This is a genomic window from Sphingomonas longa (genome assembly GCF_016892685.1).
Taxonomy (GTDB): domain Bacteria; phylum Pseudomonadota; class Alphaproteobacteria; order Sphingomonadales; family Sphingomonadaceae; genus Sphingomonas; species Sphingomonas longa.
Window position 1 is genome coordinate 1,111,992 of record NZ_JAFEMC010000001.1, and the last position, 25,641, is coordinate 1,137,632.

Below are 25,641 nucleotides of genomic sequence, written 5' to 3' on the forward strand. Positions count from 1 at the left end.
TCGGGCGAATGCCGGCTATCATCGCCAGAGGCGTGGCGATCCTCCGCCACCCGGGTCGTCGCCGCCCATTCGAAGTATTGCCCCCGGATCGGACCAATCCGGCTGCTTGGAAGCGCCGTGTTCTGATAGCATCGCTTCCGCGGCCATGGGATGTGACCGCTTAACGGGAGAGATGGCCATGGGTCTAAGTTCGCGCAAAATAATCTGTGGAATAGCCTATTCCCTTATCTCGATGGTGGCGTCGCCGGCATTTGCCCAGTCCCAGTGCGGACGCTGCGAGCATGCCTATCTTAACGCGCGGCATGAGTGCTACTATCGCTACAACAGCAATCTATGGTGCTATCAGCAGGCGGACGCCGCGTACTACAACTGCCAGCGTCAAAATGGGTGCGTCCGGGGCGAGTAACCTTCAATAGAAACCTGGCTAGGCGAGCGCGACATCAGCGGAGTTTCGGATGATTTTCAGCATTGTCGCTCTTGCCGCCATGATTGCTCCCGCCCCCGCCACCAAGAATCCGGTCTTCAGTTGGGGCAAACCGGGGGTCACTCAGCAGAACTTCGAACGCAGCGCGCTCGAATGCAGCCGGCCGGTCGCAACGGCGGATGTGTCAGCCGATCCGAGCGCCAAAGCCTATGTTGCAGGATTCGAGGTGCTGGACCGGGAGAACAATATGCCCCCGATGCCCGTGCCGCAAAGCGACGATCCGAACCTCGTCCGCGCCGATAGACAGGTTCGTCTGAAGCGGATGTATTCGCCGGAACGCAAGGTCGACGCATTGCAGAACGAACTGCAATCGCGCGTCGACGCTTGCCTGAAGGCGAATGGATATGTGCGGTTTGCGCTCTCGGACGATCAGCGACGCGCGCTGACGAGGTTGAAGAGGGGGTCCGACGAGCGCAGGCGCTATCTCTACACCCTCGGTGCCGATGCAGACATAGTTGCCCGTCAGCGCGTTATGGCGAAACCATAGCCGCTTTGGCGGCGTTCATCTCACTCCGCCGCCACCGCCTCGCTGCCCGCCCCGCCCTTCAACAGCGGCGTCAGGTACTTGCCCGTGTAGCTGCGGGGTTCCTTCACTACCTGTTCGGGGGTGCCGACGGCGACGATCTCGCCGCCCTTGACGCCGCCTTCGGGGCCGAGGTCGACGATCCAGTCGGCGGTCTTGATGACGTCGAGGTTGTGTTCGATCACTACGACGGTGTTGCCTTGCTCGACCAGCGCGTGAAGGACTTCGAGCAGTTTGCGGACATCCTCGAAATGGAGGCCGGTGGTCGGTTCGTCGAGGATGTAGAGCGTGTTGCCGGTCGCGCGGCGGGCGAGTTCCTTGGCGAGCTTGACGCGCTGCGCCTCGCCGCCGGACAGGGTGGTCGCCTGTTGCCCGACCTTGACGTAGCCGAGGCCGACCTCGACCAGCATCGCCATCTTTTCGCGGATCGGCGGCACGGCCTTGAAGAACTCGGCGGCGTCCTCGACCGTCATGTCGAGCACGTCGGCGATGCTGTGCCCCTTGAACTTCACCTCCAGCGTCTCGCGGTTGTAGCGCGCGCCGTGGCAGACGTCGCAGGTGACGTAGACGTCGGGGAGGAAGTGCATCTCGATCTTGAGCACGCCGTCGCCCTGGCACGCCTCGCACCGGCCGCCCTTGACGTTGAAGCTGAAGCGGCCGGGCTTGTACCCGCGCGCGAGGCTTTCGGGCAGGCCGGCGAACCAGTCGCGGATCTGCGTGAAGCTGCCCGTATAGGTGGCGGGGTTGGAGCGCGGGGTGCGGCCGATCGGCGACTGGTCGATGTCGATGACCTTGTCGAGATGCTCCAGCCCGGTGATCCTGTCGTGCTTGCCCGCGAGGATGCGCGCGCCGTTGAGCTGGCGCGCGGCGGCGGCGAACAGCGTGTCGATCGTGAAGCTGGACTTGCCCGACCCGCTGACGCCGGTGATGCAGGTGAAGGTGCCGAGCGGGATCGACTCGGTGACGCCGGTCAGGTTGTTGGCGGTGGCGTTGTGGACGGTCAGCTTCTTGCCGGTGCCCTTGCGGCGCTTGGCCGGGAGCGGGACCATGCGCGTGCCGTTGAGATAGTCGGCGGTGATGCTGGTCTTCGACTTCAGCAGTTGCTTGAGCGTGCCCTGCGCGACGATCTCGCCGCCGTGGACGCCCGCGCCCGGCCCCATGTCGATGACGTAGTCGGCGGTGCGGATCGCGTCCTCGTCATGCTCCACGACCAGCACGGTGTTGCCGAGATCGCGCAGGCGGCGCAGCGTGGCGAGCAGCATGTCGTTGTCGCGCTGGTGCAGGCCGATCGACGGCTCGTCGAGGACGTAGAGGACGCCGGACAGGCCGCTGCCGATCTGCGACGCGAGGCGGATGCGCTGGCTTTCGCCGCCGGACAGCGTGCCGCTGGTGCGGTCGAGGTTCAGATAATCGAGGCCGACATTGTTGAGGAAGCCGAGCCGCTCGACGATTTCCTTCAGGATGCGCTCGGCGATCGCGCGCTGCTGGTCGCCGAGATGCGTCGGCAGGTCGGTGAAGAACTGGAGCGCGTCGACCACGGACAGGTGCGTGGCGTAGCTGATGTCCCGCATCGCGACCTTGACCGCCAGCGCCTCTGGCTTGAGGCGGGCGCCGTGGCAGGTCTCGCACGGGCGAGACGACTGGTATTTGGTCAGCTCCTCCCGCATCCACGCGCTCTCGGTCTGGAGCAGGCGGCGGTTGAGGTTGCCGATCACGCCCTCGAACGGCTTGTTGACGTCGTACTTCTTCTTGCCGTCGACGAAGGTCAGCGTGACGGGCTTGCCGCGGGTGCCGTGCAGGATCTGGGCGCGGACATCCTCGGGCAGGTCGCTCCACGGCGTGTCCATCGCGAAGTCGAACGCCTTCGCGAGGCTGCCCAGCACCTGCATGTAATAGGGGGATGGCGGGTTGGACTTGGCCCAGGGCACGACCGCGCCCTTCTTGATCGACAGCGCGTGGTTGGGGACGACGAGGTCCTCGTCGAAGATCATCTTCTCGCCCAGGCCGTCGCAGGCCGGGCACGCACCCTGCGGGGCGTTGAACGAGAACAGGCGCGGCTCGATCTCCGCGATCGTGAAGCCGCTGACCGGGCAGGCGAACTTTTCCGAGAACACGATGCGGCCGGGGGGCGCGTGGTCGCCCAGCACGACGCTTTCAGGGGTGCGCGGCTCGACCGGGTCGGCGGGATCGACATACGCGAGGCCGTCGGCGAGCTTCAGCGCGGTCTCGAAACTGTCGGCGAGGCGCGTGGCGATATCCTCGCGCACGACGAGGCGGTCGACCACGACCTCGATGTCGTGCTTGTACTTCTTGTCGAGCGCGGGAGCGTCCTCGATCTCATGCACCTGACCGTCGATGCGGACGCGGGTGAAGCCGGCCTTCTGCCACTCCGCCAGCTCCTTGCGATACTCGCCCTTGCGGCCGCGCACGACGGGGGCGAGCAGCAGCAGGCGCGTTCCTTCTGGCAGGGTCATGACGCGGTCGACCATCTGCGACACGGTCTGCGCGGCGATCGGCTCCCCCGTGGCGGGGCTGTAGGGAACGCCGACGCGCGCCCACAGAAGCCGCATGTAATCGTAGATCTCGGTGACCGTCGCGACCGTCGAGCGCGGATTGCGCGAGGTCGTCTTCTGCTCGATCGAGATCGCCGGGCTCAAGCCCTCGATATGGTCGACGTCGGGCTTCTGCATCAGTTCCAGGAACTGGCGAGCATAGGCGGACAGCGATTCGACGTAGCGACGCTGCCCCTCCGCATAGATCGTGTCGAACGCGAGCGAGGACTTGCCCGACCCCGACAGGCCGGTGATGACGGTCAGCGTGTCGCGGGGGATGTCGACGCTGACATCCTTCAGATTGTGCTCGCGCGCGCCGCGGACGGAAATTTTGGTCAGCATATCAGGCGTTCTACTTCCGTTCTGCGCGAAGGGCTAGATGGGGCTTTGCGGTGAGTTAGGGTCGAGGCGCGCGAGTTGCGAGGGGTAGCGACGGGGGGATGACAGGCCGCGGACGTGTCTTATATCTACACGACACCAGTGGAGCCGAGCATGACGAAGAAGGCCAAACGCATTCCCAAGCGGATCGGCGGCGTGAAGCTGCCCAAGGAATTGCGACAGAAGGGCGAGGCCTTGCTCGACCGGGGCGAAGCGCTGCTGGCGCAGGCGAACACGCCGGCCGGGCGCGAGGTGCTGACCGCCGGACTGACGATGGCGGCGGCGGCGGCCAGCGCGGCGATCGTCAATGCCGGACGCGAGCGGACGAAGGCGGCCGAGGCTGCTGCCGCGCCGGAGCCGGCGGCGCCCCCGACCCCGCCCTCGCCGCCGCCACAGGGCACGCCCCAGGGCACCCAGCGCACGCCCGACCCGCAGGTGATCGCCGACGCGCTGACGCAGGCGGCGGAGCAGGTGCTCGGGAGGTTGTTCGGGGGGAAGAAGGCTTGACGGCGCTCGCGGGGACGGCTGTCCGGCGACTCCGCCTTGTCCGTTCGTGCCAAGCGTGGTTGAAGCGATTAGGTCCGCCGCGTGGCGTTCGACTCGCCAAGGCAGGACGGGGATCGGATATTCGGGCTGATTTCTGTCCCACCTGACGTGCCGCTGCTGCGGGGGACCCCGCCAATTCGACCGACTCACGCGTCGCTCTCGAAGGTAGATGTTCTGGGAACTTCTGGGTTCGGTGAATAGCGGCCTGACCGTTTTCCGAGACGCGGGTAGCGGTAGCGGACATCGAGCGGCGGCTGCCCTTCCCCGAAAAGAATGGTGGATCGGGACGGCTGGATTTACGGGTTCACGACTGTCGCTCGCGGAGACGTTGTCAAAGCTATCAGCGGCAATCCAGTATGGATTAGCATGAGCCACCAAAGTTCGTGCGTCACCGCGAAAGCTGTGGTGAATACAAGAGCAGATGTGATGCTCGCCATCAGCAGGCGGCGATCTTTAACGCCATGCGCGACACCGTAGGCAAGGGCTGCCACTCCTATGGCCGCAACGATCCCGAATAGCGGCGTCAAGAACCACAGCAGGAATCCCCGATACAAAATTTCCCAGCCCAACCCCGCCGCAAATGCGAACAGAACATAGCTTCCACGCTCGACTGTCGTTTGGGGAAACGGATCGTCAGCATCTTCAGCGATCACTTTATTTTCGCGCCGAGCGGCCACACCTGAAACCGCCAGAAACAATACCGCACCAATTAGGCAAATCCATCCCAATTTTGTGGGTGGAACTTTCAATCCTAATAAGGATGTACTTCTGGTTGTGACGCTCCATTGCAAGGCCAAAACGGTCAGACAGCCTGCGATGATGAAAATTGCCGAACGGTAACGCGCGATGCGGGAGCGACTAATACCGGATCGTTCCCGCCAGACTACCTGCATAGGAATGCCGATCAACAGCAGCACTGCCAGCGCGATATCTACCATGTCTCAGACACCGCTCCTATCGTGACTCATTGGCGAATGGCCCTTCTATAGTAAATTAGCAATTTGCGGGGCGGGGCGTGAAACGTCCTTCCGTAAAGGAACCGCGATCGAGACGGCGAGCGCCGTCGCGACTGGGATGCTGTTTCGGGAACGGCAAGTCTGGTGTTCAGCGCCTCTCCAAGGTCCGCAACTCGTTCATGACTCCATCGGGCATTGCCGTGCGGCTAATGATTGTGAGGTATCTGCCGACGCCCGGAACGCCGGCCTTCAATCGGATGTGAAATCGAAAGGCATCGTCGATCTCAAGCACCTCAATTACTCCATATCCGCCGTAGATCTGATCTTGCACTTCAGCGTAATGATCCTCGCCGAAGAACTCGTGTTTAGCGCCGACGTCACGCGGCTTCGACAGGATAAGGTAGACAGCGGGTGACCCAGCCAAGTCGAATGCAATTTGCACCACGCCATCTTCGACGGACAGGCTCTCCGCGATACTTTCACATTTCATCTGCTGCCCTCCGTGCGGAGTGAACTACTCCGCAGACAGAGAGGCAGCAAATAGGAACGCCTTCGGTGTGGCTGAACGTCCCACGTTTGGGCGTTAGCCGAAACCCGCCTTCCCAAGCCGGGAGCGATCCACCGCACGGTCGAGGATCCGCGACGCTCGCCGCTATCGCGGCAGCTGTTTGCCCGAAGCGTGTTCCTGCAATCGTTCGCTGATCGATGGATGTCCAGTCCGGCAGAACGGGCGAAGCCGGAAACGCCGGAGAGCCCTCGTTCTTCCCGGCGCAGGAACGTCGTACCGCCTGCCGCTCCCGGCAACGGCGACGGGGCGACGGGCCGACGGCGTCACGGTCCCTATTTCCCCGCCACCGCTGGCGTCGCACCGGGAACGGCGGGCGGGACGGGGACGAGTTCGTAGATGTCGAGCAGTGCGCCCCTGCCCGCCTTGGGCAGGACGAGGCGCCAGCGGAATGGGCCGACGCGTTCGACGATGCCGGCGACGTCGCGGGTCGGATCGGTGCCGTAACCGGGGGATTGCTGCGTCGGATGAGATCGGGTGCCGCCGAGAAGGACCTGACGGGTCGCGCCATCCTCGAACAGCCAGCCGCCGGGCAGGTTGGCGCCGTCGACCTTGGTGAAGGCGACGCCCTTCGCATCACCCTCGATGTAGCAGAAATCGGGCTTGAAGCTGGCGATCGGCGCGGGCCCGCCGAGCCGGACGAGACGGCATCGGTACGGTCCCGGCGGCAGCGCGGGCAGCGGCAATGCGGCGGCGGGATCGAGCAGCGCACCCTCCGCAGTGACCTTGGCGGCGTAACGGCGGGTGATGCGGGTCTTCGCCTCCGCCCATCGCTGCGGCAGCGCGTCGAGACGGGCCTGGTCCTCCGCCGTCGCCAGCGCGCGCCAGCCCTGTGGCTGCGGGGGCGTGGGCTCCAGCGCCCCCGTCGCGCGAGGCCGATGCGCGCATCCACCCAGAGACACGGCGGAGAGCGGCAGGGCGAGCGCGATCGTCACGGCTACGCGGTTCATGGCGCGAGGCTCCTTCGGGGGTATCAACAGGTGGCCGGTGGTTCGTTGACGAAAGGTAAATGCAGCTGGTTAACGAAAAGTAAACGTCGTTCGTCCGTGCGGCGAACCGAGCCCGGTCAGGCGGTCGGTGGACGCCGCTTGCCACGCCAAGCGAGGGAGGCGCGGTTGAGGGCGTGGAGGTCGGCGGTCCCTTCTGCCGCGTCGTTGCCCAGGCGTGTCGCGGCGACGAGGCGATCCGCGTCGATGTGGCGATAGGCAGGACGGCCGTTGACGTGGTCGTACCACGGGCCGCCGCACGCATTGTCGAGCAGGATGCGCTGGAAACAATGATCGGCGCTGACCGGCCAGCTACGGTCCTTCGCCAACGCCGGGAGCGTCGTGCGGGTGAGATGGAGCCAGTCGGCTTCGAGCGTGGTGCGGAGTTTCATTTTTGAGCGATGCTGGCGGGGCGGATTGTGGGGTCGTGTCGTAACGTTCGGATGCCGCGTTCTTGCCAATGCTGCGCTGTTGGAGGCTGGAGTTATGCATGAGGGGTCGTTGGGCGACGCTGGTTCCGGCATCGCATGAGCTGCGAACTTGGCGGGCTTCGGTCTTGTTGAACCGTGGGTGCCGGGAGCGGGCAGGCATGACGGCGAGCCTTCGAGCAGAACGGCTCGCCACGGGCGCTGGGTGAAGAAGGGGCGTCACGGCGAAGCCGTGCCGTCGGTCGGCGCTCCCAGCGCCGCCGGCCGGCCTTCGCGAGAGTGCGCCACGCGCACTCCCGTTGCGGCTGGTCACGGCGAAGCCGTGCCGTCGGTCGGCGCTCGCAGCGCCGCCGGCCGATCTGGCCGCGGGCGCGGCGCTGCTGCGCTGCGCCCGGCTGCGGCTCAGATATGGATCGGCTTCCCCTGCACGGCCATCGCCGCTTCCTTGAGCGCTTCGGCGTGTGTCGGATGCGCGTGGCAGGTGTAGGCGATATCCTCCGACGTGGCGCCGAACTCCATCGCCTGTGCGGCCTGCGCGATCATGGTGCCGGCGAGCGAGGAGATGATCCAGACGCCCAGAACGCGGTCCGACTTGGCGTCGGCGATGACCTTCACGAAGCCGTCGGTGTCGCGGTTGGTCTTGGCGCGGCTGTTGGCGGCGAAGGGGAACTTGCCGACCTTGATCTCGCCGGCCTTTTCCTTCGCGGCTTCCTCGGACAGGCCGACGCCGGCGATTTCGGGCATCGTGTAGACGACCGAGGGGATCACGTCGTGGTTCACGATCCCGGTCTGGCCGGCGATGTTCTCCGCGACCGCAACGCCCTCGTCCTCGGCCTTGTGCGCGAGCATCAGGCCGGGGGCGACGTCACCGATCGCCCAGATGCCGGCGACGTTGGTGCGGAAGTCGTGGTCGATGCCGACCTGACCGCGCTGGGTCAGTTGCACGCCCGCGGCTTCCAGGTTCAGACCGTCGATGTTGGGCCTGCGACCGATCGCGACGAGCACCGCATCGGCGTCGAGCGTGGTGCCCTCCCCGCCCGCGGCCGGCTCGATCGACACGGTGGCGCGGTCGCCGTTCACGGCGACGCCGGTGACCTTGGTCGAGGTCATCAGCTCGAAGCCCTGCTTCTTGAACAGCTTGGCCGATTCCTTGCGGACTTCGCCATCGAAGCCGGGCAGGATCTGATCGACATACTCGACGACGGTGACCTTGGCGCCGAGCCGCTTCCAGACGCTGCCGAGTTCGAGGCCGATGACGCCGCCGCCGATAACGACCAGATGCTCCGGCACCTTCGGCAGCGCGAGCGCGCCAGTGGAGTCGACGACGACCTTCTGGTCGACCTCGACGCCGGGCAGCGGGGTGACCGACGAGCCGGTGGCGATGACGATGTCCCTCGCCGTGACGGTCTGGTCGCCGACCTTGACGGTATGGCCGTCCTGAAACGCGGCGCGGCCCTTCAGCCACGTCACCTTGTTCTTCTTGAACAGGAATTCGATGCCGCCGGTCAGTTCCTTGACCGCCTTCGCCTTCTCGGCGTGCATCTGGTCGAGGTTGAGCGTCGCGCCCTGGATGTCGACGCCGAACTTGGCGAGGTGGCCACCGGTCGCTTCGGCATACAGTTCCGACGCGTGCAGCAGGGCCTTGGACGGGATGCAACCGACGTTGAGGCAGGTGCCGCCCAGCGTCTCGCGGCTCTCCGCACACGCCGTGCGCAGGCCGAGCTGCGCGGCGCGAATTGCCGCGACGTACCCGCCGGGGCCGGAGCCGATCACGAGGACGTCATAGTCGTACTGCTGTTCGTCTGACATGGTTTTCACTCGTCCCAGGAAATGGCCGATAGCGAACGCTGGTCGGCCCTATAACAACGATATGGGCAAGCAGACGGTCCAGTGCGAGAACCTCGCAGACCGTCCCGCGCAAATCGGGCAACGCTCTCGCGCCACTCCGGAGGTAGACGATCGCAGGCGGTGCCGGATGACCGTCCACGAATACCAGATCGGAAAAGTCGCTGTCTTCGGTAATCAGCACGCGCTTCTGGTCGCAAGCCCATGCCAGCAACCGGACATCTGACCACAGTCCGAAGTCGCTACCGGCACGAACGACGTCATGCCCCGCCGCCTGAAGCGCATGCGTCATGCTGAGGCCGATGTGGACATCAAGCAGCAGCCTCAAGCCGCCTTGGCCTGCCCGATCGCGACGTAATCCTCATCCCGCATCAATTCGACGGCGAAGGCCGCAGCGGCTTGAGGATGATGCGGTTCTATCTCCGGATACTCAATTGCCATCTGTTCGGCACTCCAACCGGCGGCAATCAATTCCAACACGAAATCGACCTTGATCCGCGTGCCGCGAAATATCGGCCGACCGGACCGGATGTCCGGGTTCGAGTAGATGTGATCGCGCCAGTTCATCGCTACCTCACAGGTCGATCAGGATGCGGGTCGGGTCCTCGATAGCATTTTTCAGCGCGACGAGGAACGTCACCGCCTCGCGCCCGTCGATCAGGCGGTGGTCGTAGCTGAGCGCGAGGTACATCATCGGTCGCACCACGACCTGTCCGTTCACGACGACCGGGCGATCCTCGATGCGGTGAAGGCCGAGCACCGCCGACTGCGGCGGGTTGATGATCGGGGTCGACATCAGCGAGCCGAAGACGCCGCCGTTCGAGATTGTGAAGGTGCCGCCCTTCATCTCGTCCATCTTGAGCGCGCCTTCCTTGGCGCGCTTGCCGAAATCGCCGATCGTCTTCTCGATGCCTGCGACCGACAGGTCCTGCGCGTCGCGGATGACGGGGACGACGAGGCCGCCGGGGGAGGACACCGCGACCGAGATGTCGGCGTAATCATGATAGACGATCTCGTCGCCCTCGATCGAGGCGTTGACCGACGGGATGTCCTTCAGGGCCATCGTGGCGGCCTTCACGAAGAAGCCCATGAAGCCGAGGCGGACGCCGTGCTTCTTCTCGAACAGATCCTTGTACTTCGCACGCGCCTCGATCACCGCGGTCATGTCGACGTCGTTGAACGTCGTCAGCATCGCGGCGGTGTTCTGCGCCTCCTTCAGGCGCTTGGCGATCGTCTGGCGGAGACGCGTCATCTTGACGCGCTCTTCCTTACGGCCGCCCGTCGCCGGAGCCGCGGCGGCGGGCGCGGCCGGAGCCGACGTCGTCGCTGGCTTGGACGAGGCGGCGGCGGCGACGTCTTCCTTGGTCAGGCGGCCGTCCTTGCCGGTGCCCTTGATCGTCGCGGGATCGACGCCGTGCTCCAGCACCGCACGGCGCACCGACGGCGACAAAGCAGCGGGGGTGTCGCCGGTGGTTTCGGGCTCGGGAGCGGCGGCGGGGGTCGGGGCGGCGGCAGGTGCGGCGGCCGGCGCCGGGGCAGCGGCGGCGCCGTCACCCGAGTCGATCGTCGCGATCATCGCGCCGACCTGCACCGTATCGCCGACCGATACCGCGTGCTGGCCCATCACGCCGGCGACCGGCGACGGCACCTCGACGGAGACCTTGTCGGTTTCCAGCGACGCGATCGGCTCGTCGGCGGCGACCTTGTCGCCCGGCTGCTTCAGCCACTCGCCGAGCGTCGCTTCGGTGATCGATTCGCCCAGAACGGGGACCAGAACTTCGGTTGCCATGATCTTCTGCCTTCGTTGTGCCCCCGACAGGACGGGAGCCCAGTACTGGGTGGTTTAGCTTGCGGCCTTGCCGGCCTTCTTCGTCGTCTCGGCATCACGGCTGCGGCGAATCTCGTCGCGAACCGAATGGCCGAGCGCGTCGGCGACCAGCGCCCCCTGCTCGGTCTGGTGACGCTTCATCAGGCCGGTGGCGGGCGATGCGGCGGCGGTACGGCCGGCGTAACGCGCACGGCGGACCGTCGCGTTCGCCTTGCCCAGCGACTCCTCGATCAGCGGTTCGACGAAGAACCAATAGCCCTGGTTCTTCGGCTCTTCCTGCGCCCAGATCACCTCTTCGAGGTTCGGCATCCGCGCCACCCGCGTCGCCAAAGCGTCGCCGGGGAACGGATACAATTGCTCGACGCGGACGATCTGCGTCTCCGTATCGCCGGCCGCGTCCCGCGCCTCGATCAGGTCGTAGGCGACCTTGCCGGTGCACAGCACCAGCCGCTTCGTCGTCGCATCCGGAGCACCGTTGGTGTCGGACAGGATACGCTTGAAGTGGGTGTCGCCCTGGAACTCCGCCGCCGTCGACACCGCCAGCTTGTGGCGGAGCAGCGACTTGGGCGTCATCACGATCAGGGGCTTGCGGAAATTGCGATGCATCTGCCGGCGCAGCAGATGGAAGTAATTGGCCGGCGTGGTGCAGTTCGCGACCTGCATATTGTCGCCCGCGCACAGTTGCAGGAAGCGTTCCGGCCGGGCCGACGAATGCTCCGGACCCTGCCCTTCGTATCCGTGCGGCAGCAGCATGACGAGCCCGTTGGCGCGCAGCCACTTCGCCTCGCCCGACGCGATGAACTGGTCGATCATGATCTGCGCGCCGTTGACGAAGTCGCCGAACTGCGCCTCCCACAGGACCAGCGTCTTCGGATCGGCCAGCGCATAGCCATATTCGAAGCCGAGCACGCCATATTCGGACAGCGGGCTGTCCAGCACCTCGAACCGGCCGTGCTCGATACCCTGAAGCGGCACGAACTTGTGTTCGTCGGTCTGGTCGATCCACACCGCGTGACGCTGCGAGAAGGTCCCGCGGCCCGAATCCTGACCCGACAGGCGAACGCCGTATCCCTCCGACAGCAGCGATCCGAACGCCAGCGCCTCGCCGGTCGCCCAGTCGAAGTTGCTGCCGGTCGCGAACATCTGCCGCTTGGCGTCGAGCACGCGGCTCAGCGTCTTGTGGACCTGGATGCTGTCGGGGATCGTCGTCAGCGTGCGGCCGAGCGAATCGAACAGCTTGGTCGACAGGCCGGTTTCGATATTACGACGGCTGGACTCGCCCTCGGCAGGTGCCGACAGGCCGGACCAGCGACCCGCGAACCAGTCCGCCTTGTTGGGCTTGTACGACGCGCCCGCCTCGAACTCGCCTTCCAGCAGCGTGACGTGGCGGCTGACCTGCTCGTCCACCCACGCCTGATCGACGACGCCCTCGCCGACGAGGCGCTTGGCGTAGATCTCGCTGACCGGCGCGTGATCCTTGATCGCCTTGTACATCAGCGGCTGGGTGAAGGACGGTTCGTCGCCCTCATTGTGACCGAAGCGGCGGTAGCACCACATGTCGATGACGATGTCGCGGTGGAAGGTCTGGCGGAACTCCATCGCCATCTTCGTTGCGAAAGTCACGGCCTCCGGATCGTCGCCGTTGACGTGGAAGATCGGCGCTTGAACACCCTTGGCAACGTCCGACGGATAGGGTGACGAGCGCGCGAATTGCGGGCTGGTCGTGAAGCCGATCTGGTTGTTGATGATGAAGTGGACGCAGCCGCCGGTGTTGTAGCCGCGAATGCCCGAGAAGCCGAGGCATTCCCAGACGATCCCCTGCCCCGCGAACGCCGCGTCACCGTGGATCAGCACGGGCAGCGCGCCGGTGTGATCCTTCAGATCGCCGGCGATCGTCTGGATCGCACGCGTCTTGCCGAGGACGACGGGATCCGCCGCCTCCAGATGCGACGGGTTGGCGACCAGCGACATGTGCACCTTGTGCCCGTCGAACTGACGGTCGGTGGAGGTGCCGAGGTGGTACTTCACGTCGCCCGAGCCACCAATGTCGTCGGGGTTGGCCGAACCGCCCGCGAATTCGTGGAAGATCACGCGCAGCGGCTTCGCCATGACGTTGGCGAGGACGTTCAGCCGGCCGCGATGCGCCATGCCGAACACGATCTCGTTGACGCCCATCTGGCCGCCGTACTTGATGATGCTTTCAAGCGCGGGAATCATGCTTTCGCCGCCATCGAGCCCAAAACGCTTCGTGCCGACATACTTGCGGCCGAGAAACTTCTCCCACTGCTCCGCCTCGACGACCTTGGTCAGGATCGCCTTCTTGCCCTCAGGCGTGAAGTCGATCGCCTTGTCCTGGCCCTCCATCCGCTCCTGCAGGAAGCGGCGCTCCTCGACATCGACGATGTGCATGAACTCGAGGCCGACATTGCCGCAGTAATTCTTGCGCAGCGTGTCGACGAGCTGGCGGACGGTCGCCCAGTCGAAGCCCATCGTGCCGCCCAGATAGATCGGGCGATCGAGATCGGCGTCGGAGAAACCGTAATATTCGGTCTTCAGGTCATCGGGCATCTCGCGCTTGGACAGGCCGAGCGGATCGAGATTGGCGGCGAGATGGCCGCGGACCCGGTAGGTGCGGATCAGCAGCTGCGCGCGGATCGCGTCGCCCGCCGCCTTGACGATGTCGTCCTTCGACGGCGCGGCGGCGGCCGGAGCGGCGGCGGCGGGCTTGCCGCCCTTTGCGGGCTTCGGCGCGGGCTCCATCTGCGTCGGATCGAGCGCGGCGGTCAGATCGTCCGTGCTGGTCAGCGGCCAACGGGCGCTCTGCCAGCTCGGGCCCTGCGCGCCGTTCTCCAGCCCCTCGAAGAAGGTGCGCCAGCCGGGTTCGACATCGCCGGGCGAGGACTGGTACTTGGCGTACAAGCCCTCGATGAACGCCGGGCTGACGCCCGAGGCGATGTCGCTGAAATCCTGGCCTTCGTAGCCCATGTATCTGTCCTCTTGTGCGCTCCCGCGCAGGCGGGAGCCCGGCACCGGGTCCCCGCCTGCGCGGGGACACAGCCCGGTTCAGCCGTTCAATACTTCCAGCAGGGTCGAGCCCAGCTCCGACGGAGACGCCGCGACCTTGATCCCGGCGGCTTCCATCGCCGCGATCTTGCTCTCGGCATCGCCCTTGCCGCCCGACACGATCGCGCCGGCATGGCCCATGCGACGACCCGGAGGCGCAGTGCGACCCGCGATGAAGCCGGCCATCGGCTTCTTGCGGCCACGCTTGGCCTCGTCGATCAGGAATTGCGCCGCCTGCTCCTCGGCATCGCCGCCGATCTCGCCGATCATGATGATCGACTGCGTCGCCTCGTCCGCGAGGAAGAGTTCCAGCACGTCGATGAAGTTGGTGCCGTTGACCGGATCGCCGCCGATGCCGACCGCGGTCGTCTGACCCAGGCCGGCGTTCGAGGTCTGGAACACCGCCTCATAGGTCAGCGTGCCGGAGCGCGAGACGACGCCGACCGAGCCCTGCTTGAAGATCGAACCGGGCATGATGCCGATCTTGCACTGGCCGGGGGTCAGCACGCCGGGGCAGTTCGGGCCGATCAGGCGCGACTTCGATCCCGACAGCGCGCGCTTGACGCGGACCATGTCGAGGACCGGAATGCCTTCGGTGATCGTGACGATCAGCGGGATCTCGGCGTCGATCGCCTCGAGGATCGAATCCGCCGCGAAGGGGGGCGGCACGTAGATCACCGACGCGGTCGCGCCGGTCTTCGCCTTCGCCTCGGCGACGGTGTTGTAGACGGGCAGGCCGAGATGCTCGGTGCCGCCCTTCCCCGGCGTGACGCCGCCGACCATCTGCGTGCCGTATTCCAGCGCCGCCTTGGTATGGAAGCTGCCGGTCTCGCCGGTCATGCCCTGGGTGATGACCTTGGTATTGCGGTCGACGAGGATGCTCATTTGATCTCCAATCCTGTCCACCCCGGCGAAGGCCGGGGTCCAGTCGGGAAGACGATCATGGTAGAGCGATACGGTCGTACAGGTCGGCCCAGTCGGGGTTCAGCCCTTCGATCTCTCGCACTTTCCAGTCTCGCTTCCACCCTTTCATCTGCAGCTCGCGCTGCCTTGCCGTTTCCCACTCGCCACACGCCTCGTACCAGACGAGCAGCTTGCAATCATAACGCTTGGTGAAGCCAGGAACGACACCGTTTCGATGTTCCCAAATCCGCTTCAAGAGGTTCACCGTCGAACCCAAGTAGAGCGTACCGTACCGGCCGCTGGCCATGATGTAGACAAAGGCTGGCCCTTCCATCACGTCCTTCACCCAAACTGGACCCCGGCCTTCGCCGGGGTGGTAAGCCCCTCCGGGTTCGGGTTAGTTCAACGACCCATCGATCCCCTTGCAAGCCACCAGCAGTTCCTTGACCGCATCGACCGACACCTGGAAATTGCCCTTGGCCTCATCGTCGAGCGCGATCTCGACGATCTGCTCGACGCCGCCGGCACCGATCACGACGGGCACGCCGACATACAGGCCGTCCAGCCCGTACTGGCCGTCGACATAGGCGGCGCAGGGCAGCAGGCGCTTCTGATCGAACAGATACGCCTCCGCCATTGCGATGCCGCTGGTTGCGGGCGCGTAATAGGCCGAGCCGGTCTTCAGCAGGCCGACGATCTCGCCGCCGCCGCCGCGCGTGCGCTTGACGATCGCGTCGATCTTCTCCTGCGTCGACTTGCCCATCTTGATGAGGTCGGGGACGGGGATGCCCGCGACGGTCGAGTACTGGACGACCGGGACCATCGTGTCGCCGTGGCCGCCGAGCACGAAGGTCGAGACGTCCTTCACCGACACCTTGAACTCGTCGGCGATGAAGTGGCTGAAGCGCGCCGAGTCGAGCACGCCCGCCATGCCGACGACCTTGTGCGTCGGCAGGCCGGAAAACTCGCGCAGCGCCCAGACCATCGCATCGAGCGGGTTGGTGATGCAGATCACGAACGCGTCGGGGGCGTTGTTCTTGATACCCTCGCCGACCGCCTTCATCACCTTCAGGTTGATGCCGAGCAGGTCGTCGCGGCTCATCCCCGGCTTGCGGGCGACACCGGCAGTGACGATGATGACGTCCGCGCCGGCGATGTCGGCGTAATCGTTCGAGCCCTTGATCTCCGCGTCGAAGCCTTCGACGGGCGCGCACTGCGATAGATCGAGCGCCTTGCCCTGCGGCACGCCCTCGACCACGTCGAACAGGACGATATCGCCGAGACCCTTCAGGGCCGCGAGATGGGCGAGCGTGCCGCCGATATTACCGGCGCCGATCAGCGCGATCTTCTTGCGGGCCATCCAATCCTCTTCCGGTCTACAGGCGTGATGGGATCAGCCGCATAGGCGCATCTGCGGGGTGGCACAACCGCTAAACACCGACCTTCCCGTTAATCTTTGATAATGGTTCGCAGTATCTTTAAGATCACGTGCGTGCGAGCGAGGCGCTGGTGACGAGCCCTTTAGGATCATACGCGATGCGATACGTTTCGAAGCTCGGGCCTGAGGCGCTTCGGCCCAGATAGTAGACATCCGCTGCTGGCCCGGTCGAATCGGGCTCGCCGAGCAATTCGCGGACCCGTTCTTTGGTCGCGCCGGGAGAGACGCCGGCAGCGGCAAGGTCGCCGACCATCGCGCCGCGCGCGTTCTTGCCGTCGTAATTGCCTTTTTCCTGCGACCAGCGATCCTTATCGAAGCTCATCTGCCCTCCACAGGCTGGTGTTGCGGCGACCAGCAGCGCGACGATAGCGAAGCGTGCGAACCCGGTCACGCTGCTCGAAGCGCCCGGGGCCGTCACGAGCCGTTTGCGCTCGCATCGCCCCTGGGGATGCCGATCGCCCCCGGCACCGCGATTGATGGCGTCATTCCGTGGTCGCCGCGTGCGACGTCGTCGCTCCACGCAAGATGACCGCTTCGATCGATCACGACCAGCTTACCCTCGTCCAGCGCGCGCAGGACGAGATCGCCCAGCTCTTGGCGCGAAGCGTCGGGATTGTCGGTCGCGATCTGCCGACCCACCTCGTTGTTGTAGAGGTCCATCGCCTCGCGCATCGCACTGTTGCCGGGCAGTCCCTCATGCGCCGTGGTGAATTGGGCGGTCCACGACTCGCCGAACTCGGCGGTCAGCGTCGCGTTCCAGTAGGCATGCCGGAAGGCATCGGTATGGCCGTCGTTCGAAGGCCATGCCCGGCGCGCGACATCCTGCTGATCGGCGGGCAGCGCGGCGATCTGTCGTTCCACCGAGGCGGGCATGGTCGTCGGGGGTGGCACGCGGTCCGCCAATACCGAAAACGCCTGATCGGCGATGTCCGAAAACGCCTTCAACCCGAGCAGACCGCGATCGCGGGTAAGATTGTCGAGCAGCTTGCCCTCGGTCGCGGTCAGTTCGCGCGATCCGCCGAGACCACCCAACGGAATCATGCCGAACAGACTGGGGCTCCACGTTTCGACCTTGTCATCGCTGGCCTGATAGTTGCGCTCGATCGCGCGCAGATCGGGTCGCGTATCGGCCGGCGGCGGTGCGGCGGGACGGCTTCCTCCCACTTCGGCGACAAGCATGTCGATCTCCTGCGTTGGTCCCTCTTCGATGCCTTTCCACGATCGACGACACTATAGCCGTTTCGACTAGGTCGCCACGGGAACCGCAGCATCCGTGCCATGCCCGGCGCACAGATACTCATCCGACCGCATCTCTTCGAGGCGGCTGACGGTGCGTTCGAATTCGAAGCGCCCGTCGCCTATGGGGTAGAGTTGGTCGGGCTGGGCATCCGCGGCGGCGAGCAGCTTGACCTTGTGTTCGTACAGCGCGTCGATAAGTTGAACGAAGCGCGCGGCCTCGTTGCGGTTGTCGGGGCCGAGCTTCGGAATACCGACGAGGATGACCGTGTGGTAGCGGCGGGCGATCGCGAGATAATCAGCCGCACCTTTCGCCTCGCCGCACAATTTCTTGAACGAAAACACTGCGACACCCTTCAGCGTCTTCGGGACGCGCAGCGTACGGCCCTGCACCGGCAGATCTTCCGACGGGATCGGCTCCGTCACCTCGTGGTCGGTCAGGCGGAAGAAGACGGCCGACAGGTTGGCGGTCGCCTCCGCACCGTTCGGCACCAGCCATGTGTCCTGCGATCCCAGCCGGTCGCGGCGATAATCGACGGGACCGCGCAGCGACAGCACGTCCAGCCGCTGCTCGATCAGCGCTATGAAGGGCAGGAAATGCTCGCGGTTGAGGCCGTTCCGGTAGAGGTCGCTCGGGGCGCGGTTGGACGTGGCGACGATCGTCACCCCCGCGCCGATCATCGCCGTGAACAGCCGCGACAGGATCATCGCGTCGGGACTGTTCGTGACCATCATCTCGTCGAACGCGAGCAGACGCGCCTCCTCGGCCAAGGCGGCGGCGACGGGCAGGATCGGGTCGCCAACCTCCTTGCGCCGCTCGACGGCGATGCGGCCGTGAACCTCGATCATGAATTCGGAGAAGTGGACGCGGCGCTTCATGGGGATGTCCAGATGCTCGAAGAACAAGTCCATCAGCATCGACTTGCCGCGCCCGACATCGCCCCACAGGTACACGCCGCGCGGCGCTTCGGCGCGACGGCCGGTCAGCCGGGCGAACAGGCCGGTCTGCGGCGGATGCTCCAGCGTGGTGGCCAGCGCGTCAAGGCGGCGCGCGCCACCGGCCTGCGCCGCATCGGGGCGGAGTTCGCCGGCAGCGACGAGCGCGTCATAGGCGGCGAGGACGTTGGGCATGCTGGTTCGCTTCTTCGGGTCCGCTCGCCTGACGGGAGCGCTTGAGGTACGGATTTCGACATGGGCGATCAGCCCTTGCCTGGGCACTGACGACGATTGAGGCGGAAGTCGAGGCCGTCCGCTGCTCCGCGGTTTACGATGTGCTCCCGCCCGAGCATTTCGACAACTCCACTGGGTTCCCCCCTTCGCGGGAAACGGGCATGACCGGCGACCACGCCGCGCGATGTGCCCGCTGTCAGTGCCGGTCCAGAGAAGCGACTGTGGAGCCGAGACGGTGGCGATTTCCCGAACGATCCCGGGAAACCAGCGCGCGACCCGATCCGTCCGACTAGCGCAGCGTCGGCTTGCGCACCGTCCCGGAAAACGCCGCGACCTTTGTCTCGCCCTGTACCACCAGACCACGCAGGAACAGCAGGCGACCCGTCTCGCGCAGCAGCTCGACCTCCGCATCGAGCGGCTCGCCGATCGTGCCGCCACCGATGAACTGCGTATCGAGGCCGAGCGTCACTGCCGTACCCGCCTCCAGCAAGCCGAACGCGCGCGCGCCGGCGAAGAGCGCCACATCGATGAAGGCGAGGATCGCGCCGCCGTGGACGCTCTCGCGGAGGTTCGAATGCCGGCGCTCCGGATGCATGCGGACGCGGGCGCGACGTGCCGGTCCCTCCCCTTCGACCCGGTAGGCGATCGACCCCAGCAGCGCGTTAAAGCGTGTGCGGTCGACCGCGTCCCAGCTTCGCCAGCCGGGCTCGCCCGGCAGTTCGGCATCGACGAAATGCTCGTGCACGGGCGTCAGACGACCCGCTCGGCTTCCATCTTCTTGATCTCGGCGATCGCCTTGGCCGGGTTCAAACCCTTGGGGCAGACGTTCGCGCAGTTCATGATCGTGTGACAGCGATAGAGGCGGAACGGATCCTCCAGCTCGTCGAGCCGCTCACCCGTCATCTCGTCCCGGCTGTCGGCCAGCCAGCGATACGCCTGCAACAGGATCGCCGGGCCGAGGAACTTGTCGCTGTTCCACCAATAGCTGGGGCACGAGGTCGAGCAGCAGGCGCACAGGATGCACTCGTACAGGCCGTCGAGCTTGTTGCGATCCTCGGGCGACTGCAACCGCTCCTTGCCGGAAGGCGGCGGCGTGACGGTCTGCAACCACGGCTTGATCGAGCTGTACTGCGCGTAAAAGTGCGTGAAGTCGGGAACCAAGTCCTTGACGACATCCATGTGCGGTAGCGGTGTGATCCGCACCTCACCCTTCACGTCCTCGATTGCCGTCGTGCAGGCGAGGCCGTTGCGACCGTCGATGTTCATCGAGCACGATCCGCAAATACCCTCGCGACAGGAACGGCGGAACGTCAGCGACGAGTCCTGCTCGCTCTTCATCTTGATGAGCGCGTCGAGCACCATCGGTCCGCACTCGTCGAGGTTGACCTCGAAATTGTCGTAGCGCGGATTCTCGCCGCTATCGGGATCGTAGCGGTAGACCTTGAATTTCTTCAGCCGGCCCTGCGTGGTCGCCGGGTGCGTCGCGCCCTTCTTGACGACGCTGTTCTTGGGCAGGCGGAATTCGGCCATGAAACTTTCCGATCGAGGAGGTCGGTTCGCGTTACATCACGGGGGGGCGCCGGGCCAACCCCCGTTTTCGCGTTCAGATAACGTCGAGCACCAGACCGAGCGATCGTGCCTCCTCCGCCTCGATGTACCAGTTGGCCGGCGCCTTCTTCAGCAACTGCTCCATGGTCACGCTGGTGCCGCGGATCAGGTCCTCGAACCCTTCGTTCTGGATATTGATCGAATCCTCGATCTCGTGGAGCTTCGCCTTCAGGATCGCGGACAGGCCGTTCAGCGGACCGTTGAGCTGGATCGTCGACTGCATCTGCCGTTCGTGAATCATCACGCGGCTGTTCTTGGTCAGGAAGCGGCTGTCGGCGGGAAAGGCCGCCATGAACGTCGCGCCGGCGGAATAGACCGCGACCTTGCCCAGGAACAGCGTCTCGCGGCCCGTATATTCGCGCAGCAGCCGGATCGAGTCGCCCATCGCCCGCGCCATCTCCGGGTCACCGCCCAGCGTCGTCAGCGACACCACCAGCGGCCCGTCCTGCGGCGCGGCGAGCAGTTGATCCTTGAACGTGGCGTACATCGCCTCGTTCACCGGTCCGTATAGCTGGATGTGCGGTTCGGCGAGCAACGGATAGTTGCGCGCGTTGCTGGCGGGAGACGTGTCGGTCATGGCGCGCCGAACCGTCCGTCGCAGGACAGGTTCCGCAGCCGCACCTAATACGCCCCGCGCGATTTCACTTATGTAACTATTTCAGCATGTTGGGCGGAACTACCCTGCCCGCGCCCGGTTGCCCTCGCAGCATCTGCCGAAGGAACCTGCATGCCCGTGACACTCAAACCACTCGCCGAACAGGTCGTCGTCATCACCGGCGCCAGTTCGGGCATCGGCCTCGCCGCCGCGCGGACGGCAGCGCGGGCCGGTGCGAAGGTCGTGCTGGTGGCGCGATCGGAGGACGTCCTGCGGGATGTCGTGGCGGAGCTGGAGGCGGAGGGTTGCTCGGTCGCGAGCAAGGCGGCGGATGTCGGCGACCGCGCCGGGCTGGAGGCGGCAGCGGCGCATGCGGTCGAGCGGTTCGGACGGATCGACACGTGGATCAACGATGCCGGCGTCGCGATCTACGCGAAGCTGCTGGAGACGCCCGACGACGAGCATGAACGACTGTTCCGGACCAACTATTTCGGAACGGTGCACGGGTGTCAGGCTGCGGTCCCTCATCTGCGCAAGCAGGGCGGCGCGCTCATCACCGTCGCATCGATCGTGTCGGACATGGCAAGCCCGGTGATGGGCGCGTATGCGGCGTCTAAGCACGCGGTGAAGGCCTATGTCGAAGGACTGCGGATGGAATTGGCGGCTGCGGGCGAGCCGATCGTGGTCACGCTGGTGAAGCCATCGGGCATCGATACGCCGATCGGCCAGCACGCCGCGAACCATGAGGGTGGCGAGGCACAGATTCCGCCGCCGGTCTACGATCCGCAACTGGTCGCGGACGCGATCCTCGATTGCGCTGTGCACGCCCGGCGCGAGGTGACGGTGGGCGGCGCGGGCCGGATGCAGGCGCTGTTCGCAGCGCATTTCCCGGCCTTGTACGGGAAGCTGGCCCCGATCGCTGCGCGCAGCTTCGTCGATCGCGACAAGGAACAGCCCGGACCCAGCAACCTGGAAAGGGGCGTGCGCGCCGGCGAGGTGCGGTCGGGCGAACATCCGGCGGCGCGCAGGACCAGCGTGTACACGGCGGCGGCGCTTCACCCGAAGACAACGGCGGCTATCGGGGTCGTGGCGGTGACGGCGGCGGTGCTCGCGGGACGGCGGCGCGGTTGACGATGCGCCCGAATTAATCGATCATTCGGTTATGCAGCTTCCGGACTTCGACAGCATCGCTATTGATCCGGGCGTCTGCGGCGGGCGTCCCTTTATCGCAGGTACGCGCATGCGGGTAAGCGATATTCTGGAGATGCTGGCCGGAGGTGCGACAGAGACAGAGATCGTGGCGGATTTTCCTTATATCTCTGAAGCGGACATCCGCGCATGCCTGTCATTCGCGGCCCACGCCGCCAATCATCCGATCGTTATGGCTGCTGAGTGAAGTTCCTCGTCGATGCACAGCTTCCACCGGCATTGTGCGGCTGGTTGATGTACAAGGGGCATGAGGCGATCCATGTCATCGATGTTGGTATGATCGGTGCCGCCGACCGGGAGATCGCAAACTACGCCGAACAGGGGAATCTGATCCTTGTAAGCAAGGATGAGGACTTCCTGCTGCTCCGGTTGCCGGATCGCTTTGTTCTCTTGTGGCTGCGTGTCGGCAACGCCACGAATCGTGCCTTGACCGTTTGGCTGCAAGCGCGTTGGCCAACGATCGTCGGAATGCTGACGACCGGTGAGCGACTGGTCGAGGTCAGGTGACGTCGGCGATGCCTACGGAGTAACACGATCGGAGCCGATGTTCGCCGCGACGGACGAGCATCGCCCGCACGGGTCATCCTGCCGGCGACCGCACGGGCGGCGGCCGCAGCCACCGCCTGGGATCCTCAATACACCCGCTTCTTCGGCTTGATGTAGTCGATGTCGTCGGTCATCGTGTAGTCGTGGACCGGCCGGTAGTCGATCGCGACGTTGCCGCCGGTCCCGCCCCAACCGTCGAACGTCGTCAGCGTGTGCTTCATCCAGCCGGCGTCGTCACGGTCCGGGAAATCTTCGTGCATGTGGGCACCGCGGGATTCCTTGCGGTTTTCGGCCGCCTTGATCGTTACCGACGCCTGCGCCATCAAATTGTCGAGTTCCAGCGTCTCGACGAGATCGGTGTTCCAGATCAGCGAGCGATCCTTGACCGACACGTCCTGCATGCCGGCGTAGATCTTCTCCATCTGCGACACGCCCTCGGTCAGCAACGCGGTATCGCGGAACACCGCGCAATGCTTCTGCATCGTGCGCTGCATCTCGATCCGCAGCTTCGCGGTTGGCGAGCCGCCGGCCGCATGGCGGAACTTGTCGAGCCGGCCGAGTGCCATCTCCTCCGACGCCTTGGGCAGCGGGTTGTGCGGCGTGCCGGGTTTCAGCTGATCCTTGATCCGCAGGCCGGTCGCGCGACCGAACACCACGAGGTCGATCAGCGAGTTGGAACCGAGGCGATTGGCGCCGTGGACGGACACGCACGCCGCCTCACCGACCGCGAACAGGCCGGGGACGATGCTGTCGGGATCACCGTCCTTCAGGCGGACGACCTCACCGTGATAGTTGGTCGGAATGCCGCCCATATTGTAGTGGACGGTGGGCGTCACCGGCAGCGCCTGACGCGTCAGATCGACGCCGGCGAAGATCTTGCCTGTCTCGGTGATGCCCGGCAGCCGCTCCGCCAGCACCTTCGGATCGATGTGATCGAGGTGGAGGAAGATGTGGTCCTTGTGCTCGCCGACGCCGCGACCCTCGCGCATCTCCATCGCCATCGACCGCGAGACGACATCGCGCGATGCGAGGTCCTTCGCCGACGGAGCGTAACGCTCCATGAAGCGCTCGCCCTCGGAATTGGTCAGGTAGCCACCCTCGCCGCGCGCGCCTTCGGTGATGAGCACGCCCGCGCCGTAGATGCCGGTGGGGTGGAACTGCACGAATTCCATGTCCTGCAACGGCAGGCCGGCGCGAAGAACCATCGCGTTGCCGTCGCCGGTGCAGGTGTGCGCCGACGTCGCCGAGAAATAGCAGCGACCATAGCCGCCGGTCGCCAGCACCACCTGATGCGCGCGGAAGCGGTGGATCGAGCCGTCTTCCATGCACAAGGCGATCACGCCGCGGCAGACGCCGTTTTCCATGATCAGGTCGAGCGCGAAATACTCGACGTAGAAGTCCGCGTCGTACTTCAGCGACTGCTGGTACAGCGCGTGCAGCATGGCGTGGCCGGTGCGGTCGGCGGCGGCACAGGTGCGCTGCACCGGTGGGCCTTCACCCATATTCTGCATGTGGCCGCCGAACGGACGCTGATAGATCGTCCCGTCCTCGTTGCGGCTGAACGGCACGCCGGCATGTTCCAGCTCGTAGACCGCTTGCGGCGCTTCGCGGCAGAGATATTCGATCGCGTCCTGGTCGCCGAGCCAGTCGGAGCCCTTGACGGTGTCGTACATGTGCCACGACCAGTGGTCGGGCGAGTTGTTGCCGAGCGAGGCGGCGATGCCCCCCTGCGCCGCGACGGTGTGCGAGCGCGTCGGGAATACCTTGGTGATGCAGGCGGTCTTCAGGCCCGCCTCGGCGATGCCCATCGTCGCGCGCAGGCCGGAGCCGCCCGCGCCGACGACGACCGCGTCGTAGGTGTGGTCGATGATCTTGTAAGAGGCGGCCATTATGCAGCGGCTCCGAAGGTGATCTTCAGGATCGAGACGATGGCGATCGCGCCCAGCCCCACCACGAAGAAATTGAGCAGGATCATGAACACGACGCGGCTTTCGTCGTGCTGGTAATCCTCGATGACGGTCTGGAGGCCCATGCGGAAATGCCAGAACACCGACAGGACGAGCAGGATCATGGGGATGGCGACCCATGCGCTCTCCATCCACAGCCGCATCGTCGTATAATCATAGGCCGGCTGGCGCAGGATCGAGATCAGCAGCCATGTCATCAAAAGGAAGTTGGAGCCCGCGGTCAGGCGGTGCTGCCACCAATGGTGCGCGCCTTCCTTGGCGGAACCGAGGCCGCGCACGCGGCCGAGCGAGGAGCGCATCACTTGATCCCCAGATAAAGCCAGAACAACACGGTCAGCGTCACCGACGCGACCATCGTCAGCATGGCGTACATCTTGTTGGTCTTGAGTTCGTAACCGGCGCCGGTGTCGAGGACGAGGTGGCGGATGCCCGTCATCATATGCTGGAACAGCGACAGCGTCAGGCCGATCGCGACGATATAACCCAGGATGTTGAGGCCGCCCGCCTCCACCGTGAACGTGTCGCGGAAGGTCGCGTAGCTCTCCGCACCGCCGGCCAGCGCCGCCAGCCACCAGACCAGCAGGCACGCACCGACCGTCGCCATGCCGCTGCCGGTGACGCGGTGGAGGATCGAGACCAGCATGTGCGGGCCCCATTTCCAGATGCCCAGATGCGGGGATAACGGGCGGGCGGGATTACGGGATGCCAAGGCGGATGGTCCTCGTCGCGGGTGAACGGCTGTTTCGTCCCGCCTATGATGCGATGCGCGCGGATGCAAGGACATGCCGACCGCCGCCCGGACGGGGCGTCGTGGT

The 25,641-nt window shown here is 65.3% G+C and carries 27 protein-coding genes; 5 read left to right on the top strand and 22 right to left on the bottom strand.

From position 1 onward, the window contains the following. The first annotated feature begins 455 nt into the window (after positions 1 to 455). On the top strand, positions 456 to 971 hold the full coding sequence (locus ILT43_RS05445) for a hypothetical protein (RefSeq protein ID WP_204195927.1): 516 nt from the start codon (positions 456 to 458) through the stop codon (positions 969 to 971). 20 nt (positions 972 to 991) lie between these two features. On the opposite strand, the gene uvrA is transcribed toward ILT43_RS05445, so the two are convergent. Then, entirely contained in the window at positions 992 to 3,901 is a 2,910-nt protein-coding gene (gene uvrA / locus ILT43_RS05450; protein WP_204195928.1) for an excinuclease ABC subunit UvrA, read from the bottom strand. 150 nt (positions 3,902 to 4,051) lie between these two features. On the opposite strand from uvrA, the gene ILT43_RS05455 reads away from it, so the two are divergent. Beyond that, on the top strand, positions 4,052 to 4,444 hold the full coding sequence (locus tag ILT43_RS05455) for a hypothetical protein (RefSeq protein WP_204195929.1): 393 nt from the start codon (positions 4,052 to 4,054) through the stop codon (positions 4,442 to 4,444). A gap of 335 nt (positions 4,445 to 4,779) precedes the next feature. On the opposite strand, the gene ILT43_RS05460 is transcribed toward ILT43_RS05455, so the two are convergent. The 18 genes from ILT43_RS05460 to ILT43_RS05545 form a co-directional block, all read right to left on the bottom strand. Beyond that, a complete protein-coding gene (locus ILT43_RS05460; RefSeq protein WP_204195930.1) occupies positions 4,780 to 5,421 on the bottom strand; it encodes a CPBP family intramembrane glutamic endopeptidase in 642 nt (213 codons plus the stop codon). 166 nt (positions 5,422 to 5,587) lie between these two features. Then, positions 5,588 to 5,929: a hypothetical protein gene (locus tag ILT43_RS05465; RefSeq protein ID WP_204195931.1), complete on the bottom strand. Its 342-nt coding sequence runs from the start codon at positions 5,927 to 5,929 to the stop codon at positions 5,588 to 5,590. 350 nt (positions 5,930 to 6,279) lie between these two features. Next, positions 6,280 to 6,954, bottom strand: a complete 675-nt coding sequence (locus tag ILT43_RS05470) for a DUF4893 domain-containing protein (RefSeq protein WP_204195932.1) — start codon at positions 6,952 to 6,954, stop codon at positions 6,280 to 6,282. A gap of 116 nt (positions 6,955 to 7,070) precedes the next feature. After that, on the bottom strand, positions 7,071 to 7,382 hold the full coding sequence (locus ILT43_RS05475) for a hypothetical protein (RefSeq protein WP_204195933.1): 312 nt from the start codon (positions 7,380 to 7,382) through the stop codon (positions 7,071 to 7,073). 438 nt (positions 7,383 to 7,820) lie between these two features. Continuing rightward, positions 7,821 to 9,227, bottom strand: coding sequence for a dihydrolipoyl dehydrogenase (lpdA, locus tag ILT43_RS05480; RefSeq protein ID WP_204195934.1), 1,407 nt, complete (start codon positions 9,225 to 9,227; stop codon positions 7,821 to 7,823). Next, positions 9,199 to 9,591 carry a DUF5615 family PIN-like protein gene (locus ILT43_RS05485; RefSeq protein WP_204195935.1) on the bottom strand — a complete coding sequence of 131 codons (393 nt, stop codon included), beginning with the start codon at positions 9,589 to 9,591 and terminating at the stop codon, positions 9,199 to 9,201. Before ILT43_RS05485 ends, lpdA begins: the two co-directional genes overlap by 29 nt. Continuing rightward, positions 9,588 to 9,830 carry a DUF433 domain-containing protein gene (locus tag ILT43_RS05490; protein WP_204195936.1) on the bottom strand — a complete coding sequence of 81 codons (243 nt, stop codon included), beginning with the start codon at positions 9,828 to 9,830 and terminating at the stop codon, positions 9,588 to 9,590. Before ILT43_RS05490 ends, ILT43_RS05485 begins: the two co-directional genes overlap by 4 nt. A gap of 7 nt (positions 9,831 to 9,837) precedes the next feature. Further along, positions 9,838 to 11,052, bottom strand: coding sequence for a 2-oxoglutarate dehydrogenase complex dihydrolipoyllysine-residue succinyltransferase (gene odhB / locus ILT43_RS05495; protein ID WP_204195937.1), 1,215 nt, complete (start codon positions 11,050 to 11,052; stop codon positions 9,838 to 9,840). Between the two features lie 54 nt (positions 11,053 to 11,106). Continuing rightward, positions 11,107 to 14,076, bottom strand: coding sequence for a 2-oxoglutarate dehydrogenase E1 component (locus ILT43_RS05500; protein ID WP_204195938.1), 2,970 nt, complete (start codon positions 14,074 to 14,076; stop codon positions 11,107 to 11,109). A 78-nt stretch (positions 14,077 to 14,154) separates the two neighbouring features. Beyond that, positions 14,155 to 15,039, bottom strand: a complete 885-nt coding sequence (gene sucD, locus ILT43_RS05505) for a succinate--CoA ligase subunit alpha (RefSeq protein ID WP_055845745.1) — start codon at positions 15,037 to 15,039, stop codon at positions 14,155 to 14,157. Positions 15,040 to 15,094: 55 nt separating this feature from the next. Next, positions 15,095 to 15,403 carry a GIY-YIG nuclease family protein gene (locus ILT43_RS05510; RefSeq protein WP_318293459.1) on the bottom strand — a complete coding sequence of 103 codons (309 nt, stop codon included), beginning with the start codon at positions 15,401 to 15,403 and terminating at the stop codon, positions 15,095 to 15,097. A gap of 51 nt (positions 15,404 to 15,454) precedes the next feature. Next, complete coding sequence (mdh, locus tag ILT43_RS05515) at positions 15,455 to 16,417, bottom strand: malate dehydrogenase (RefSeq protein ID WP_204195939.1); 963 nt, start codon at positions 16,415 to 16,417, stop codon at positions 15,455 to 15,457. 124 nt (positions 16,418 to 16,541) lie between these two features. Then, positions 16,542 to 16,817, bottom strand: a complete 276-nt coding sequence (locus ILT43_RS05520; protein WP_204195940.1) for a hypothetical protein — start codon at positions 16,815 to 16,817, stop codon at positions 16,542 to 16,544. A 92-nt stretch (positions 16,818 to 16,909) separates the two neighbouring features. Then, a complete protein-coding gene (locus ILT43_RS05525; RefSeq protein ID WP_204195941.1) occupies positions 16,910 to 17,674 on the bottom strand; it encodes a DUF6973 domain-containing protein in 765 nt (254 codons plus the stop codon). A 66-nt stretch (positions 17,675 to 17,740) separates the two neighbouring features. After that, positions 17,741 to 18,862, bottom strand: coding sequence for a cell division protein ZapE (zapE, locus tag ILT43_RS05530; protein WP_204195942.1), 1,122 nt, complete (start codon positions 18,860 to 18,862; stop codon positions 17,741 to 17,743). A gap of 328 nt (positions 18,863 to 19,190) precedes the next feature. Further along, positions 19,191 to 19,646, bottom strand: coding sequence for a hotdog domain-containing protein (locus ILT43_RS05535; protein ID WP_204195943.1), 456 nt, complete (start codon positions 19,644 to 19,646; stop codon positions 19,191 to 19,193). A gap of 5 nt (positions 19,647 to 19,651) precedes the next feature. Continuing rightward, a complete protein-coding gene (locus ILT43_RS05540; protein ID WP_204195944.1) occupies positions 19,652 to 20,431 on the bottom strand; it encodes a succinate dehydrogenase iron-sulfur subunit in 780 nt (259 codons plus the stop codon). A 73-nt stretch (positions 20,432 to 20,504) separates the two neighbouring features. Continuing rightward, on the bottom strand, positions 20,505 to 21,086 hold the full coding sequence (locus ILT43_RS05545) for a ClpP family protease (protein WP_204195945.1): 582 nt from the start codon (positions 21,084 to 21,086) through the stop codon (positions 20,505 to 20,507). Between the two features lie 150 nt (positions 21,087 to 21,236). Here ILT43_RS05545 and ILT43_RS05550 point away from each other — a divergent pair, with 150 nt between their 5' ends. Genes ILT43_RS05550 through ILT43_RS05560 form a run of 3 tightly spaced genes read left to right on the top strand, consistent with a single transcriptional unit; the run spans position 21,237 to position 22,820 of the window. Continuing rightward, positions 21,237 to 22,235 carry an SDR family oxidoreductase gene (locus tag ILT43_RS05550; protein ID WP_204195946.1) on the top strand — a complete coding sequence of 333 codons (999 nt, stop codon included), beginning with the start codon at positions 21,237 to 21,239 and terminating at the stop codon, positions 22,233 to 22,235. Positions 22,236 to 22,266: 31 nt separating this feature from the next. Further along, positions 22,267 to 22,500 carry a DUF433 domain-containing protein gene (locus ILT43_RS05555; protein WP_204195947.1) on the top strand — a complete coding sequence of 78 codons (234 nt, stop codon included), beginning with the start codon at positions 22,267 to 22,269 and terminating at the stop codon, positions 22,498 to 22,500. Next, a complete protein-coding gene (locus tag ILT43_RS05560; protein ID WP_055845770.1) occupies positions 22,497 to 22,820 on the top strand; it encodes a DUF5615 family PIN-like protein in 324 nt (107 codons plus the stop codon). The genes ILT43_RS05555 and ILT43_RS05560 overlap by 4 nt, the downstream gene beginning before the upstream one ends. Positions 22,821 to 22,945: 125 nt before the next feature. Here ILT43_RS05560 and sdhA read toward each other — a convergent pair whose 3' ends face one another. The 3 genes from sdhA to sdhC are packed head-to-tail and all read right to left on the bottom strand — an operon-like array spanning position 22,946 to position 25,535. After that, the gene (sdhA, locus tag ILT43_RS05565; protein ID WP_204195948.1) at positions 22,946 to 24,748 is read right to left on the bottom strand and encodes a succinate dehydrogenase flavoprotein subunit; all 1,803 of its coding nucleotides are present in this window, start codon (positions 24,746 to 24,748) and stop codon (positions 22,946 to 22,948) included. After that, the gene (gene sdhD, locus ILT43_RS05570) at positions 24,748 to 25,125 is read right to left on the bottom strand and encodes a succinate dehydrogenase, hydrophobic membrane anchor protein (protein WP_204195949.1); all 378 of its coding nucleotides are present in this window, start codon (positions 25,123 to 25,125) and stop codon (positions 24,748 to 24,750) included. Before sdhD ends, sdhA begins: the two co-directional genes overlap by 1 nt. Continuing rightward, a complete protein-coding gene (sdhC, locus tag ILT43_RS05575; RefSeq protein ID WP_204195950.1) occupies positions 25,125 to 25,535 on the bottom strand; it encodes a succinate dehydrogenase, cytochrome b556 subunit in 411 nt (136 codons plus the stop codon). Before sdhC ends, sdhD begins: the two co-directional genes overlap by 1 nt. Between the last annotated feature and the right edge of the window lie 106 nt (positions 25,536 to 25,641).